Here is a 16,779-nt window from a genome sequence, read left to right as displayed (position 1 = left end):
TGTGCTGCCTGCGACACGGCTATGTCAGAAGTCGTTGTCCGAAATAGCGTTTTATCAAATATGACTATTCCGTGCTCCGCGGTGACAGGGCAAGTCAGTAAAGATCGAAAGGGTAGGGTGCGTGTCTCAAAATACAGGCAAGGGTGCTAAGGAGTTAGAAGCATCCCGTACGGATATTAATAAAAGCAATACTGCGTCTGGAGCAATCGCCATTATTGGTATGGCGTTTCGCTTTCCGGGTGACCTGTCGCAGCCCGACCAGTTCTGGAATGCCTTAATTGAAAAACGCGACCTGGTTACGGAAATCCCCGCGGATCGCTGGGCGACGGCCGAGTTGCAACACGATAAAAGGTCCGAGCCGGGTCGTAGCATTACTTTTTCGGCCGGTGTCTTGTCGCGCATCGACGAGTTCGATGCGGACTTTTTTGGCATTTCCCCTCGCGAAGCCGCCTGGCTGGACCCCCAGCAGCGCTTGTTACTGGAGCTGTCCTGGGAAGCCATGGAGAATGCGGGCGTCTTGCCCTCCAGTATGGCCGGTAGTGACTGTGCGGTTTATGTTGGTATTTCCGGCCTGGATTACGGCATGCGCGGTCTGGACGATTTAGCCAGCCTGACAGCCCATATGATGACCGGCAATACCATGAGTATTGCCGCCAACCGTCTGTCCTATATCTACGACCTGCACGGTCCGTCCATGGCGGTGGATACCGCCTGCTCGTCTTCTTTGGTCGCTTTGCATCAAGCCTGCTCAAGTTTGCGCAATGGCGAGGCTTCGACCGCCTTGGTCGGTGGCGTCAATCTGTTGCTGCACCCTTATCCCTTTGTTGGCTTTACCAAAGCGTCGATGCTGTCGGCAGATGGCCGTTGCAAGGCGTTCGATGAAGCTGGTAATGGTTACGTGCGGTCCGAAGGTGGCGCGGTACTGATGCTCAAGCCCCTGGAGCAGGCGCTGGCCGATGGCGACCAGGTACAGGCCGTCATTTTGGCAACGGGCGTGAATGCTGATGGGGCTCGCAAGACCGGCATTACTATTCCTAGCTGCCAGGGACAAATCGAGTTGATGCGCTCCGTGCTGGAGCGCAGTGGCCTGACAGCGGCTGATGTGGACTTTGTAGAAGCCCACGGTACCGGTACAGCCGTAGGCGATCCTGTTGAAACCACCGCCATCAGCGCGGTGTATGGCAAATCGCGCGAGCAGCGTTTGCCTATTGGTTCAGTCAAAGCGAACTTGGGCCATATGGAATCGGCCTCCGGCATGGCTGGCCTGGTCAAGACAGTGCTGGCATTGCAGCACCAAGCCTTGCCGCCTGCTTTGCACTTGAATACCCCCAATCCCGCCATTGATTTTGATGGTTTGAATCTGGAGCTGCTGCCTCAGGGCCGCGAGTTGCAGCGTACCGATGGCAAGCCTTTGGTCGCAGGACTTAACTCGTTTGGCTTTGGTGGTGCCAACGCCCACGTCTTGTTGCAGGCTCCTGTAGCGACAACTGCCCAATCGGCAACGGTGCCGAACTCGGGTTTGCCGCCTTTGGTCTTGTCGGCCAAGACAGAAGCCGCTCTGCGTGAGCATGCGGGTAATTATGCGGACTTGCTGGACGGCAAGACGGCACAAGATTTTTACGATGTCAGCTACGCGGTCACTCACCGTCGTCAGACTTTGGCTCGTTGTTTGATCATTCAGCCCGAAACGGTTGAAGAAGGCGTGGCGCAATTGCGTGCTTACGCGCAAGGCGGCCAAGCCCCACAAGGTTTGCAAACCGTAGACGCCCCGAGCAAAGAAGGCCAATTAGCCTTTGTCTACGCCGGTAATGGAGCGCAGTGGCTGGGCATGGGCGTGACCTTGTTGCGCGAGTCCCCTCGTTTCGCGGCTTTGCTGTCTGAGCTGGACGCCATGATGAAACCCTTGGCGGGCTTTTCGCTGCTGGAGCAATTGCAAGCCGAGCCAGCCGCTTCCCGCATGGATGACACAACAGTCGCTCAGCCCTTGTTGTTTGCTGTGCAGGTTATTGTGACGCGCATGTTGCGCGAAGATGGCATTGAACCTGATGCCGTGGCTGGCCACAGTGTGGGCGAAATCGCTGCTGCCTGGGCCGCTGGTGCCTTGGATCTGGAACAAGCCATACGCGTTATTTGTGCCCGTAGTCAGGCTCAAGGTCTGACTCGTGGCCAAGGCCGGATGGCCGTTATCGGTCTGTCGCACGAAGCGGTGAACACCTTGCTGGAAGGCTTGGGTGCGGACTTGGGCGTGAATGTGGCGGGGGTAAACAGCCCTTCCAATATCACTCTGTCCGGCAGTCTGGAAGGCTTGCAGCGTATTCAGTCTGCTCTGGAAGGACAAAGCGTTTTCTTCCGCCTGCTGGATTTGGATTACGCCTTTCACAGTCCCTATATGGATGGCTTGCTGCCGCATCTGGAAAAGAGCCTGGGCGATTTGCAGCCCGGTCAGCAGGCTCCACAAGCCCGTTTTATCTCGACCGTTACGGGTGAAGAACTGTCCCCGCAAGAGCTGGGCGTGGATTACTGGTGGCGCAATATTCGCGAACCCGTGCAGTTCGAGCAGGCTATTGCCTGTCTGGCGAACCAGGGCTGCCGCGTATTTCTGGAAATTGGCCCGCACGCCATTTTGCAGCGCTACATTCGTGAAACCCTGGCTCAGTGTGAGGTTCAGGGTGTGGTGTTGTCCAGCTTGCGCAAGCATGACGATGGCCCGCAGCGGCTGACTGATACGGCCTTGCATACCCTGGCTTTATTGCCGACCCAATTGAAAGCCCGTTTCCCTGTGGCTGGCAATCCAGTGGAGCTGCCCGTTTACCCATGGCAGCGCGAGCGTCATTGGTACAAGAACAGCACAGAAGGGATGCGCTCCATCGAGCGTCGTCGTGTGCATGATTTGCTGGGTTGGCGTTTGCCGGATAGCGATCTCAGCTGGGAAAACGTGCTGGACCCGGTGATTTTGCCTTGGCTGGCGGATCACAAAGTGGGTGGTGCCATGGTGTACCCAGGTGCCGCTTATCTGGAAATGGCTTTGGCTGCAGCTCGTGAGTGGCTGGGCGAAGCATTGATCCTGGTGGACGAGCTGGATATTCTGGCTCCGCTGGTTTTTGATGGTGAACATGCCCGCAGCCTGCGTTTTGTGCTGAGCCCGCGTGATGGCAGCTTCCATATCAAGAGTCGCCAACGCTTGAGCCAGGACGAGTGGGTGGTACACGCCAGCGGTCGTATTCTGGCTTCGGATGAACGCATGCCCGTGGCGGAGCTCTCGCCCCTGGCCTCGGCTGAACTGCAGATTGATCGCGATCGACACTATCGCTTGGCGCATTCCCTGGGTCTGGATTACGGTCCGGCCTTCCAGGGTTTGAAATCATCGCAGGTGCAAGGTACTTATCTGAGTGCCGAACTGGAGATGCCCGTCAGCCTGGAGCAAGATGGCTATCTGTTGCACCCGGCCTTGATGGACGTGTGCTACCAGTCCCTGGTGGATTTCTTCGCACAAGATATTGAAGCAGGCCAAGGCGTGGCCTTGCTGCCTGTGAAAGTAGGCCGTTTCACCCTGTCTACAGAAGGACAGGTAACGCATTTCCGTGCACACCTGCGTCGTAGCAGTGCCCGTTCGGTACTGGCGGATTTCGAGTTGTATGGAGCTGATGGCCGTTTGCTGGCCAGCGCCCAGGCCTGCCGTTTCCGTGCTGCGTATTTCTTGCGCCAGGATCGCCACGCGGTGTCGAACTGGCAAATTACCCCGTATCTGCGTCCTCATCCTCGCGATGAGCGAGTTGCTGTTACGCTCTCGCCTGAGCAACTGGCCCAAAGCGGCTGGGCAGCACTGGCTGACCAGCAGCAAGAGCGAGAAACCTGGTTCCAGCAGACTTTGCCTTTGCTGGATGCCTTGAGCCTGTCCTTTATTTATGAAGCCTTCCAGAACGTAAAGCCTTCCGAACTCAGCACCGAAGTATTGAATAGCCCGTATGGCCGCTGGCTAAGCGAGCTGCTGCGCGCTGAAGAGCTGCTGCAAGATGACGAAGGCTATCGTGTGGTGGAGCAGGCCGATATGCCTGCCGCCCAGGACTTGTGGCGCACAATTTTGCAGGATTCGCCTAGCAGCTTGCCGCAACTGACCCAAATTGGTTCGGTCGGACGCCAATTGCCGGCCTTGTTGCGTGGCGATATTTCAGGCGAAAAACTGCTGGCTTCCTTGCGCCGTTCCCCCGTGGTTGAAGTGCTGTATGACGATGACCCCATGTATCTGGGTGTGCGTCTGGCACTGGAAACTCAGTTGCGAGAACTGGCTGCGAACTTGCCTGCCTCCCAGCGACTGCGCGTGCTGGAAGTCGCCGTAGGCCCAAGCGATTTGCCCAAGACTCTGGCTGCTTGCCTGTCCGAAGACCAGTTTGAATACGTATTGGCTTTGCCAGATGCTGATTTGCAGGCTCGTCAGGCGACGCAGCACCATACTTTGGCCAACGTGCAGGTGCTCGGTTTTGATCTGCAAGACTGGCAACTGGAGCAAGTCGATAAGCCCCAGTTTGATGTCGTGATTTTGCGCCACAGCCTGCACCGTACCGTACATGTTCCTCCCGCCCTGATGCGTAGCAAGCAATGGCTGGCGACGGGTGGGGTCCTGCTGGTGGCCGAGTGTCACCCTGACTGGCATGCAGACTTCTTGTCCGGTCTGGACCAAAGCTGGTGGCACGCCGCCGGTGAGTCGCAATCCTCCTCATTGTTGTCGCCCGAAGGCTGGCACAAGGCGTTGGAGCAAGCAGGTTTTGAGCAGGTGCAAACTGCGCAAGAGCCTGCCGCACAGGAATTGAGTGAAGGAGTCTATTTGTTGCTGGCCAAGGCCGCGACAACGCAGGCGATTCCAAACCAGGAAGCCGTCGCTCCAGCGAAATGGGTCTTGTTGTTTGATGAGGCTTCTCAAGTTCAAGCCCATTCGTTGCAAGCCCGTTTGGAAGCAGCTGGCCAAACAGTTAACGCTCAAATCTGGCCGCTCAGTGCCGACATTTTGGCTGATGAGAGTCCTCTGAATGTAGTGCAGATGCTGGGTTGGGCTGATACTGCTGCTGCGGTCAGCCAGACCAGCGCGCAACTGCTGAGCCTGACGCAGGACTTGTCCGCCCGTACCGTTGCAAGTCGCCTGTTCCTAGTGACGCAAGGCGGTGCCTTGCCGGCGATGGCAGAGGAATTGGATTGGGCGGTGAATCCCGCCCAGTCGGCCTTGTGGGGCTTTGGTCGTGTCGTGATGAACGAGCTGCCCGCCTTGTCCTGCACATTGATTGATCTGGCCGGTGATGTGAATGCCAGCGATATCGCTCAGCGTCTGGAACTGGAGTTGCTGTGGCCGGATGAAGCAACAGAAATTGTCTTGTCTCAAGACGCACGCCATACCTTGGTACTGGAAGAGGCTACTGCGGCAGCGACTGCCCAGCTAAGCCAGGATGCGCGCTTCAAGCTGGACTTTCAGGTGCCCGGACAACTGCGCAATCTGGAATGGCAAGCTGTTCAAGCGCCGAGCCTGGCTGCGGATCAGGTTGAAGTCCGTACCATGGCAGCGGGCCTGAATTTCCGTGACGTGATGTATTTGATGGGTTTGTTGCCGGACGAAGCCGTAGAAAACGGTTTTGCCGGTGCCAGCCTGGGCCTGGAGTTCTCGGGTGTGGTCACCCGCGTTGGTGCTGATGTCACCAATTTGACGGTAGGCCAGCCGGTGATGGGCTTTGGCTCCTCCTGCTTTGCCAGCCATGTGGTGACACGTGCGGATGCTATCGCTCCCATGCCTGAAGGCTGGGATTTCGAAGCTGCCGCCACCGTTCCAACGGTGTTCTTCACTGTCTACTACGCTCTGACACATCTGGCTCATATCCAGCCCGGTGAAAAAGTGTTGATACATGGTGCCGCAGGTGGTGTGGGGATTGCTGCAATCCAGCTGGCCCGTCATTTGGGCGCAGAGATTTATGCCACCGCCGGTACAGACGAGAAACGCGTATTCGCCTCCTTGCTGGGCGCTGACCATGTGTTCGATTCGCGCAGCCTGAGCTTTGCTCAGGACGTGATGGATGCTACTGGCGGCGAAGGTGTGGACGTAGTGCTGAACTCGCTGGCGGGTGAGGCCATGCGCCGCAGTCTGGATGTCCTGAGTCCCTTTGGACGTTTCCTGGAGCTGGGCAAGCGGGACTTCTTCGAGAACACGCCGATTGGTCTACGTCCCTTCAAGAGCAATATCAGCTACTTCGGTATTGATGCCGACCAGTTGCTGACGGGACGCCCAGCCTTGGCGGGACGTTTGTTCAAGGAAGTCATGGAGCTGTTCCATGATGGCGCGCTGTTCCCACTGCCTTACCGTAGCTTCGGTGCCGAGCATGTGGTTGATGCATTCCGCGCCATGCAGCAGGCTCGTCACATCGGCAAGCTGGTGGTGTCCTTGAAGGATGCCCAACCCCGTTTGCCTGCAAAACAAATCGCTGCCCCTCTCGACTTGTCCGAACAGGGCACGTGGTTGGTTACGGGTGGCTTGTCTGGCTTCGGTTTGGCTTCCGCCCAATGGCTGGTCAAGCGTGGCGTGCGCTCTCTGGTCCTGGCTGGTCGCCGCGGTGCCGACACCCCTGGTGCACAAGAGCTGCTGAAGCAGTTCCAGGCACAAGGCTGTCGCGTGCAAATCGTGGCGTGTGACGTTACGGATTCCGCAGCAGTACAAGCTGTTGTCGCGCAGATTCAGACGGGTTATAGCCCACTGACTGGCGTGCTGCATGCTGCCGCCGTGTTTGATGATCGCCTGATCGCCAATATGGATCAGGACAGCTTGAACAAGGTGCTGCAAACCAAGTTGGTGGGTGCATGGAATCTGCACCTGGCTACTCAGGATTTGAAGCTGTCCCACTTCGTGCTGTATTCGTCTGTGACGACCTCTATTGGTAACCCCGGACAGGCGAACTATGTGGCCGCCAATGCAGGCCTGGAAGGCCTGACGCGCTTGCGTCAGAACCTGGGCCTGGCGGCTTCGTGCATCGCCTGGGGGCCGATTGGTGACGCAGGTTACCTGACCCGCAATGAAACCGTGAAGGACAGCTTGGGCAAACGTCTGGGCAAGGCACCGTTGCAGTCGGATCAGGCATTGGATCAACTGGATCGCGTCCTGGCCGTCAATGGCGAAGTGTCCATTGTGGCCAACTTCGACTGGAATGCCTTGGCACGCTTGCTGGCCTCGGCCCAAAGTGAACGCTTTGCCATCTTGAACCGTGCCCGCAAGGATCACGACTCAGGCAGCGATGGCCAGGATATTCACACCTTGATCGCGGGTAAAACGCCCGAGCAAATTCACGCTTTGGTGGCCGAGTGGGTGGCGCAGGAAGTTGCTAACATTCTGCGCACCGAAGTAGACCGTATTGAAACCCAGCGCTCCTTGCATGATCTGGGCATGGACTCCTTGATGGCTGTGGAACTGGCCCTGGGGTTGGAGCAACGCTTTGGCGTGCAGTTGCCCGCCATGGTGCTGAATGATTCTCCCACCGTCTGGAACGTCGCGGCCCGCATTGTGGACAAGCTGACGGCCGGTGGCGAGGACTCGGCAGAGCAGGACGCTGGGCATTTGGTGGCCGATGTCGTACGTCAGCACGGGGACGATATGTCCGAGGCTGACTTGCAAGGCTTGGCAAAAGATGTACAGCGATTGGCAGAAACAGGAACATCACTGATCAATGAGTAAGAACGATCTAGCGCCAGGCAGTAAAGCACAACTGATACAGCGCATTCTGGGACGTAAAACCGGACAAGCGGCCAGCAATGGCCGCATGGCCGAGCAGTCCGCTACCCATCAGGGGGCGGCCAGCCATATCCCGGAGTCCTACACCCGCTTTGACCGTCATCCCGGTTACGAGAAAATGCTGGTGCCCAAGGCCATGGCTGATCGTATGGGCGTGCGTAACCCCTTTTTCCGCAGCCACGATGGTGTGGCTGCTGCGCACACCCGTATCGACGGGCGTGACTATCTGAACTTTGCCAATTACAACTATCTGGGTCTTTCTGCACACCCGGAAGTGAATGCGGCCGCCAAAGCCGCGATGGACCAGTATGGCACATCGGCTTCGGCCAGCCGTTTGGTAGCAGGCGAGCGCCGCGTCCAGCGTGAGCTGGAAGAAGAGCTGGCGCAGAACTATGAGGTCGATGATTGCGTGGTTTTTGTCAGTGGACATGCCACCAACGTCAGCACCATTGGTTACTTGTTCGGCCCCAAGGATCTGGTGATTCACGATAGCCTGATCCACAACAGTATTTTGCAAGGCATCCAGTTGTCGGGTGCCGCCCGCCGTTCCTTCCCTCACAACGACAGCGCCGCTCTGGAGCGCATTCTGGCCGAGATTCGTGGCCAGTTTGAACGTGTGCTGATTGTGATCGAAGGCTTGTACAGCATGGATGGTGACATTCCGAACCTGCCTGCATTTATTGACATAAAACGGCGGTATAAAGCGTTTTTGATGGTCGATGAAGCCCACGCCCTGGGCGTGCTGGGCAAGACAGGCCGCGGCTCGCACGAGCATTTTGGTGTGGCAGGCCGCGATGTCGATATCTGGATGGGCACCTTGAGTAAGACCCTGGCAAGTTGCGGCGGCTATATCGCTGGCGACCGCGCGCTGGTGGAGCTGCTCAAGTACGCTGCCTCCGGCTTTGTGTACAGCGTGGGGATTTCCCCCGTGCTGGCGGCTGCTTCGCTTAAAGCCCTGCAGATCATGCGCCGGGAACCCGAACGTGTGCATACCCTGCAAGAGCGTGGCAGTCAGTTTCTGAATTCGATGCGATCAATGGGAATCAATACCGGCTTTGCCGAAGGCTACGCCGTGATTCCCGCGATTACAGGCAGTTCTCTTAAAGCAGTCAAACTGTCCGGCCAGTTGTTTGATGCCGGTCTGAATGTGCAACCCATTATCCATCCTGCGGTGGAAGAAAAAGCAGCGCGTTTGCGCTTTTTCCTGTCCTCCACGCATAGCCAGGATGACATAGACCTGGCGTGTGAAACCGTTCACACGCTCATGAAGAAATAAGCATGGCTCAATTACTACACACAGCAGTAAGCAAGATTGCAGCAATGGGACGGCCAATACTGGCCAGCACCCTGGTCGTCGTACTGGCCGGATGTGCCACGATGCCCGACTGGATGCCTGCAGACGGCCCCAGCCGCCAGCAAGTACAGGAACGACGTGAAGGCCGTATCGAAGGCATCACCCTGGTCAACGTGACAGACGAGTTGACCAAGAAGTTGGCCGCTAAAAAGCGCATGGGTGACTTTGCCGCCCAGTTCCCCAGCACAGGTTCGAACAACTACCTGATTGGCCCTGGCGATGTGTTGGAAGTGTCAGTTTGGGAAGCACCGCCTGCCATGCTGTTTGGCAGCATTTCCCTGGATCCCAAGGCAACGGCAGCAACCACCAATGCCGTCGCTTTCCCTCAGCAGATGGTCACGCCCGACGGCATGATCAGCATGCCTTTCGCTGGCCGTATTGCCGTCAAAGGCCGCAACACCCAACAGATTGAAGAAAGCATTGCCAAGCGTTTGCAAGGCAAGGCCAATAATCCGCAGGTTCTGGTGCGTGTCATTCAGAACAACACCTCGAACGTGACGGTGGTGGGTGAGGTCAATCAAAGCGTCTTGATGCCCTTGACGCCTAAAGGTGAGCGTTTGCTGGATGCCCTGGCCGCAGGCGGTGGCGTCAAGCAAGCAGTCAACCGCATCGCCATTCAGCTCTCGCGAGAGCTGAACACATCCACCATGGCACTAGATACGATCATTCGTAATCCAAACCAGAACATCATGTTGAAACCGGGCGATGTGATTACGGCGCTGTACCAGAACCAAAGCTTCTCCATTTTGGGTGCCACCGGCAAGAACGAAGAAATTCCGTTTGAAGCTCAGGGCATTTCCCTGGTACAGGCTCTGGCCCGTTCGGGTGGCCTGGATACGTCACGAGCTGATGCCCGCGGTGTGTTTGTCTTCCGCTTTGAGGATGCTGCGCTGGTGGACGGTGCACCTGAATCGACACTGTTGGACAAGAAGGGCGTCGTGCCTGTGGTGTATGAAATCGACCTGCGTGATCCGGCTTCTTTCTTTGTCACACAGAACTTCCCGGTGCAGGATAAGGATGTGATCTATGTCTCGAACTCGCCAGCGGCGGAGTTCCAGAAGTTCCTGCGTCTAGTGGTGTCGGTGGCTGTGCCTAGTACGACCTTGAACAACATGATGAAGTGATCGTGCGCATGTTTAAGAACAACTCCTTCAACAGAGGCCGAGATGAGTAAGCAGGTGCGCAGCCCCATGGCCGTCACTTGGGCGGTCTGGCGGGCGTTAGTTTTGCGAGAGTCGCTGGATCGCTTGTTTGATATGCGGGCTGCCTGGTTCTGGTTGCTGATGGAGCCAGTGCTGCATATCAGTTTCATCACGTTCATCTTCACTGTGATTCGTTTGCGTACAGTCGGTGGCATTGATGTCACTGTCTGGATTGTGGTGGGCATGTTGGCGTTTTTTATGTTTCGCCGTACTGCGATGCAGGTGATGTACGCGGTCGATAGCAATAAGCCTTTATTTGCATACAGACAGGTGCAACCTTTTGATACCTCTATAGCTCGTGGAGTCTTGGAAGCATTTCTAATGACCTTAGTGTCCGCAATTATTTTGACGGGCGCGGCGCTGCTTGGGCATGACGTGCGGCCTGACGATCCTTTGCAGGTTGTGGTGACGATGTTCGGGTTATGGCTCTTTGGCGTGGGCTATGGCTTAGTTGCCTCTGTATTGATGGCCTTGGTTCGCGAAACTGAGCACATACTGAAAATCATGATGATGCCTTTGTATTTGATTTCAGGGGTCATCATGCCTATTTCTGCTGTTCCTCAACCTTATCGGGATCTGCTCTTGTTCAATCCTTTAGTGCATGGGTTGGAGTTAGTGCGCAAAGGCTTTTCGAATTACTACCACATGGTGCCGGGCATCAGCATGGGATACCTGTATCTGTGGGGGATAGTCAGTCTGTTTTTAGGCCTGATTTTGTATAGACGCTTCACACAGCAGTTGGTGATGAAATGATCGTCGTCAATGATGTTTATAAGCGCTACAAGACCGCCCATGGCGTGGGCCGTTGGGTATTGGAAGGAGTAAACCTGACAATTCCACCCAAGGTGAATGTGGGTTTGATCGGCGCTAACGGTGCCGGTAAATCTACCTTGCTGCGCTTGATCGGCGGGGTGGATCATCCCAATAAGGGGACTGTGCAGCGTTTGTGCAGGGTTTCTTGGCCTATGGGGAATGGGGGGTTGGAGGGTACCTTAACGGGCCGTCAAAACGCGAAGTTTGTGTGCCGAGTACATGGGCATCAAGAGGATTTGGCAGATCGGCTCGTTTTTATTAAAGATTTTTCTGAACTGGGCCGAGCTTTTGAGGAGCCAGTCTATACCTATTCCTCTGGCATGCGCTCTCGCCTCCAGTTTGCCTTGTCGTTTGCTTTTAATTTCGATGTGTATATTTCGGACGAGGTGACGGCGGCGGGTGATGCGGCATTCCGTAAGAAAGCAGCTGATGCTTTTAAAACCATGACAAATCGTGCGGGCCTGATCATGGTGGCCCACGACAACAACACCTTAAGACAATTTTGCCAGGCTGGAGTCTGGCTGCATCAAGGGCGAGCGCACTGGTTTGACCAGATTGACGATGCGCTCAATGCCTACAAGGATTCACTTCCAAAATGACAGATACACCTCAAGTCACTACGCAGGCTGCTAGTGCCGCTCCCGATAAGGCTGTTTCAAAGAAACCTTCTTTTGGGGCCCGCCTCCGCTCATGGTTTTCATTGCGCTTATTTGATCATGCCGTACGTGTGATTCTGATCTTGGCTGTTTTGGCTTCGGCGTACTGGTTAGTTTTTGCCTCGAACCGCTATGTATCCGAGGCTAACGTAATTATTCGAAAGACAGACTCGGTAGGGGCGCCGTCTTTTGACCTAGGGATGTTGGTATCGGGTGTAGCTACTGTTGATCGCGCGAATCAGCTGTTGTTACGTGATTACTTGTTGTCCGTGGACATGCTCAAGAAGCTTGATGAGTCTTTGGACTTACGTACGCATTACAGCTCCTCGGACCATGATTTTGTGTCGCGGATGTGGTTTCAGGACGCCTCGCTAGAGTGGTTTCATCGTCATTATCTGCGTCGTGTAGAGGTGGAGTTTGATGACTTTTCTGGTGTGTTACGTATCAAGGTCCAAGCTTACAACCCCGAAATGGCACAGGCTATTACCCAGCAGTTGGTCCAGGAAGGCGAGCGTTACATGAACGTGCTTGGCCATGAAATGGCCCAGGTGCAAGTGAATTTCTTGGTTACTCAAGTTGATCAAGCTCAGGACCGCTTTCAGAAAGCCAGTCAGGACCTGTTGAACTATCAAAACAAGGCCGGTTTGCTGTCGCCCCAAGCTACAGCAGAAAGCATTAATGCCATTGTGGCTGCTTTAGAAGGGCAGCGCGCTCAATTGCAGACGCAACTCGCCTCGTTGCCCAAAACTTTGGATCGAGACCATCCCAATATATTGATGTTGAAGCAATCCTTGAGAGCTGTGGATGCGCAAATTAAAGAGGAAAAGCTGAAGTTGGCGACGCCATCGGGTGGGACATTGAATAAATATGTAGAAGAGTTTTATCGCCTTGAAATGAACGTGCAGTTCACCCAAGAGCTTTACAAGTCCTCTTTGAGTGCTCTGGAGAAAGGGCGTATTGATGCAACTCGCATGTTGGAGAAAGTGTCAGTGTTGCAATCGGCGACTTTGCCTGAGTATCCAATGGAGCCGCGTCGTCTCTATAACACCTTGGTGACCTTGCTGTTGGCGTTGATCCTGGCTGGGATATTGAAGCTGCTCAAGAGTATTGTGCTTGACCATGTGGACTAACAAGAAAGATAGGAAATTCATTTAATGTCTATGTCACCTGTTGTGTCGTCTGAGTTAGGTCAGGAGTGCTCTGAGTCCAAGCAGATGCAGCATATCGAGAAGGAAAACTGCTTGTTGTTAGACCAGTTGCAGGTCGTGCAGGAAGAGTTGTGTCGTTTGTACGAGAGCCCCCAAGGTGTTGGGAGAGGTTTGACGCAGACAGTCATTAATGTGGCGCCTGTAGATTTGCGACTTGTAGAGTCTCAGGCGGAAGCCGCCCGGTTGGAGTGCATGCTCAAGGTGCAAACCCAACTACATGATTTAAAGACTCAACACGCCCTAGCCGCTCAGCTAGGCGATATTTTGATTGAGGGTGTGCAGTCCACTGGCTCGTTAATTTCGGTACCTGGGCGTTTACGCCAAGCTTGGCGTCAAAGTCGTCGTACGCAGCCCCCTGCTGTGTTGGGTGGAAAGTCTTTCGACAAAGTTATTCAGGCTTATCAGCAAGGTGGGGACCAACAGGTCGAGGCCTTGCTGAATCAGGTTTCTGTTTCAAAAAATGTGCAAGCCAGTGCTTGGACGGCTGTCGCCCGCACTTACATGACGACCGAGCCTACCCTGGTCGCAACGATGGCGCGCCGTGCGTTTGCTCTGGAGCCACGAGGGTTTCGTCAAAAGTGGCTGGCATTCCGATTACATGAGTCGGGGGATTTGCTGGAGGCAGAAGCACTCTTGGCGCTCTTGCCGGAAGATGTGACTTTTACTGATTCTGAGGCGCGTCAACGTGATCGGTTGTTGAAGCAAGCAAAAGAAGTGCGTTTGGCTCAAGCCCGTTCTTTGTCTGGGGTTGATGCGCAGTATGAGGATGTGCGGCGCCAATGGGATGAACTGGCCCAGTCGCGCAATACCTTGGCCGGTGCAGTTGAGCAACAAGGTATACAGCTGTCGAATGCGCGAGATGAGGTGCAGCATTTAAGGCAAGAGAAACAAGAGCAACTTGTAATAGCTGAAGAGTTGCGCACACAGATCCAGCAGTTAGAAGAGGCGTACCAGGAAAGGCTCCAAGAGCGAAAGCTTGAAGCCGATCAACAGCGACAACTTGTGCTTCAAGAGCAAGACAATACGCAGGCTGCGCTTAAGCAAGTGGCGGACTTGAAGCGCGAACTTGAGCAGGAAGGACTGTTGAGATCACAGTTGCAGCGTGAGAGCATGGGTTTGCAAGCTGATCTGAAGCGGCTTAAACAAACGCTTCTAGAGAAAGAAGCTCAAGCGGGGCAATGGTTTGAGCAGTGCGTCACTGTGCAGGGCGGCTTAGCGGAGATGGCTCAGCAATATGAGGGCCTGAAGGCGCAGTTGCAGACGCATCATCAGGACAAAGAGGCCGCTTTGTCACAACTTCAAACTTTGATGATCGCTCACGATGAATTGCTTGTCATAGCAGATCAACGCCTGGAGGAAGTTGGGTCCGTATTAGTTCAGCTGGAAGAATCAGTTGCTGAGTCTGAGGAGCTTCGAGGGCAATTGCGGGAGGCGCAGGCAGAGAAGAACTCTTTAGCGTCACAAGTGCAAGAGTTGATAGGTGCTCGTGATGAGCTGGCTGGACTTGCTGCCCAGCGTTTGGATGAAGTGCACTCTTTGCAATCTCAAGCTCAGGCAATAGCCCAGCAACTGGATGAGGCAAGACAGCAGATCCATGTGGAACGAACAGACTATAAGTCTTTGCAGGCTCAGCTGAATCAAGCTGTTCAAGTGCGCGATGAACACATTGCTTTAGCCACACAGCGTCAGGGAGAGCTGCTGCAGCAAGCTAAAGAGCAACTGAGCTTGGAAAAGAGTAAAGCGGCGCTGGAAGTCCGTCAGCTGGAGTTACAGCAATCTTTGGCGGCGCAGATTGCGCGTGAAACAGATCTGCTAGAGGGGCTGAGTGCCCAAGTGCAGTCCTTGGTTGCTCGTGACGAGACAGTTCCGAGAATGCAAGAGGAGTTGTTTAGGAAACAATCTGAAGAATTGCTCCGGGTTCGTCGCCATATTGAAACAACGGTTAAGAACAATAGTGCTAATGCTGTACGGCAGATACAGTCTTTTGTGGGAATGCAAGAGTATTTCGCTACAGGTGTATTACCTGCCTTCAATAGTGAAGCCCACAGTTGGCCGGTGTCTGCCGATTTCGCACTGTGTTTGATGCGGTGTTTGACGCTGAAGTCTTATGACCTTGTGGTTGAGCTTGGCTCTGGTATGTCTACGGTTATTGTTGCCAAGACGCTGGCCTTAATGGCGGAGCGTAATGGCTCTCGCCTGATTCCGTTCGTTTCGTTCGAACATTTGGAATCGTACTATCAACAAACTTTAGCCCACCTTCAACAGGCAGGATTAGAAAAGGCGGTTCAACTGACGTTGGCGCCGTTGGAGGATTGGCAAGCAGCTGACGGTCAAGTCTATCCGTATTACAGCTGTCAAAGCACCCTGGCGAAACTTGCCAAGCAAAGACAAATGTCTCGAAAGCGCATTTTGGTGATTGTAGATGGCCCACCGGCTGCTACTGGTCCACAAGCTCGCTATCCTGCAGGTCCTTTGTTCGTGGAGTACTTCCCAAATGCGCAGATTGATTTCTTGATGGATGACTATATCCGTGAGGATGAAAAGCAAGTCGCTCAACGTTGGTTAGCCGATATAGAAGCTCAAGGACTTGCGGGTACATCTACTGAATACAAGCTTGAAAAAGACGCCTGTTTAATAACTGTTCACCCTAAAGACTCAAAGTAAGTTTATGAAAATTTTGACTGTATTTGGCACACGACCTGAAGCCATCAAAATGGCTCCGGTGGTTAAGGCTTTGGCCGCCGACCCTGCATTTGAAGCGCGCGTTTGCGTCACTGGTCAGCACCGCCAGATGCTGGATCAGGTTCTGGATATTTTTTCCATCAAACCTGATTTTGACTTGAACCTGATGAAGCCAGGCCAGGACTTGTATGACATCACCAGCAACGTGCTGTTGGGTATGCGTGATGTGTACAAACAATGGCAACCAGACATGATTTTGGTGCATGGTGATACGACTACCACCATGGCCGCAGCTTTGTCGGCCTATTACGCCAAGATCAAGGTCGGTCACGTAGAGGCTGGCTTGCGTACTCATAATAAGTACTCGCCGTGGCCAGAGGAAATGAACCGCCGCCAAGCAGGCGTACTGGCTGATGTGCACTTTGCTCCAACCGAGCAATCACAATCGCATTTGTTGCGTGAAGGTGTAGATCCCAAGACGGTACACATTACGGGCAATACCGTCATCGATGCGCTGCTGGATGTGGCAGCACGCGTACGTCAGGACTCGGAACTGCGCAGCCGTTTTGAGGCTCAGTTCTCTTTTATCAATCCAGCCAAGCGCTTGGTTTTAGTGACGGGGCATCGTCGCGAAAACTTTGGCTCTGGCTTTGAAAACATCTGCCTGGCCTTGCGCCAGATTGCCTCCCGTGGCGATGTGCAGGTGGTGTATCCAGTGCACTTGAATCCAAATGTTCAGGAACCAGTACGTCGTATCTTATCCGACGTTTCCGATGTTCATTTGATCGAACCACTGGATTATTTGCCCTTTGTTTACCTAATGGATCGTTGTGACCTTTTGGTCACCGACTCCGGGGGCATCCAGGAAGAAGCGCCTTCTTTGGGCAAACCGGTATTGGTGATGCGTGACACGACCGAGCGCCCTGAAGCCGTGGATGCAGGAACTGTGCGTTTGGTGGGAACAGAAACACAAGCCATTGTCAGCGCTGCCACGCAGCTGCTGGATGACGCTGCTGAATATGAGCGTATGGCACGGGCGCACAACCCTTATGGGGACGGCAAAGCCGCCACCCGCATTAGTGAAATTTTAAAAACCTTGATCTCTTGA

8 protein-coding genes are annotated in these 16,779 nt (G+C 54.6%); all 8 read left to right on the top strand.

The features are described 5' to 3' along the window. Positions 1-121 precede the first annotated feature (121 nt). The 8 genes from OSH04_RS10055 (at position 122) to wecB (ending at position 16,779) form a co-directional block, all read left to right on the top strand. Positions 122-7,699 carry a type I polyketide synthase gene (locus OSH04_RS10055; RefSeq protein ID WP_266108390.1) on the top strand — a complete coding sequence of 2,526 codons (7,578 nt, stop codon included), beginning with the start codon at positions 122-124 and terminating at the stop codon, positions 7,697-7,699. Continuing rightward, positions 7,692-9,032: an aminotransferase class I/II-fold pyridoxal phosphate-dependent enzyme gene (locus OSH04_RS10050; protein WP_247966317.1), complete on the top strand. Its 1,341-nt coding sequence runs from the start codon at positions 7,692-7,694 to the stop codon at positions 9,030-9,032. The genes OSH04_RS10055 and OSH04_RS10050 overlap by 8 nt, the downstream gene beginning before the upstream one ends. A gap of 2 nt (positions 9,033-9,034) precedes the next feature. Then, positions 9,035-10,234, top strand: coding sequence for a polysaccharide biosynthesis/export family protein (locus tag OSH04_RS10045; protein WP_266108389.1), 1,200 nt, complete (start codon positions 9,035-9,037; stop codon positions 10,232-10,234). Positions 10,235-10,300: 66 nt separating this feature from the next. Further along, entirely contained in the window at positions 10,301-11,065 is a 765-nt protein-coding gene (locus OSH04_RS10040; protein WP_266108388.1) for an ABC transporter permease, read from the top strand. Beyond that, entirely contained in the window at positions 11,062-11,724 is a 663-nt protein-coding gene (locus OSH04_RS10035; RefSeq protein ID WP_115634520.1) for an ABC transporter ATP-binding protein, read from the top strand. The genes OSH04_RS10040 and OSH04_RS10035 overlap by 4 nt, the downstream gene beginning before the upstream one ends. After that, positions 11,721-12,911, top strand: a complete 1,191-nt coding sequence (locus tag OSH04_RS10030) for a chain-length determining protein (protein ID WP_247966319.1) — start codon at positions 11,721-11,723, stop codon at positions 12,909-12,911. The genes OSH04_RS10035 and OSH04_RS10030 overlap by 4 nt, the downstream gene beginning before the upstream one ends. Positions 12,912-12,935: 24 nt before the next feature. Then, positions 12,936-15,653, top strand: a complete 2,718-nt coding sequence (locus tag OSH04_RS10025) for a coiled-coil domain-containing protein (protein WP_266108387.1) — start codon at positions 12,936-12,938, stop codon at positions 15,651-15,653. 4 nt (positions 15,654-15,657) lie between these two features. After that, positions 15,658-16,779, top strand: a complete 1,122-nt coding sequence (gene wecB / locus OSH04_RS10020; RefSeq protein WP_115634518.1) for a non-hydrolyzing UDP-N-acetylglucosamine 2-epimerase — start codon at positions 15,658-15,660, stop codon at positions 16,777-16,779.

The sequence above is a fragment of the Alcaligenes nematophilus genome (genome assembly GCF_026344155.1).
GTDB lineage: Bacteria > Pseudomonadota > Gammaproteobacteria > Burkholderiales > Burkholderiaceae_B > Alcaligenes > Alcaligenes phenolicus.
The sequence above is the reverse complement of the archived record's forward strand: the minus strand, read 5'-3'. Positions and strand labels throughout refer to the sequence as shown.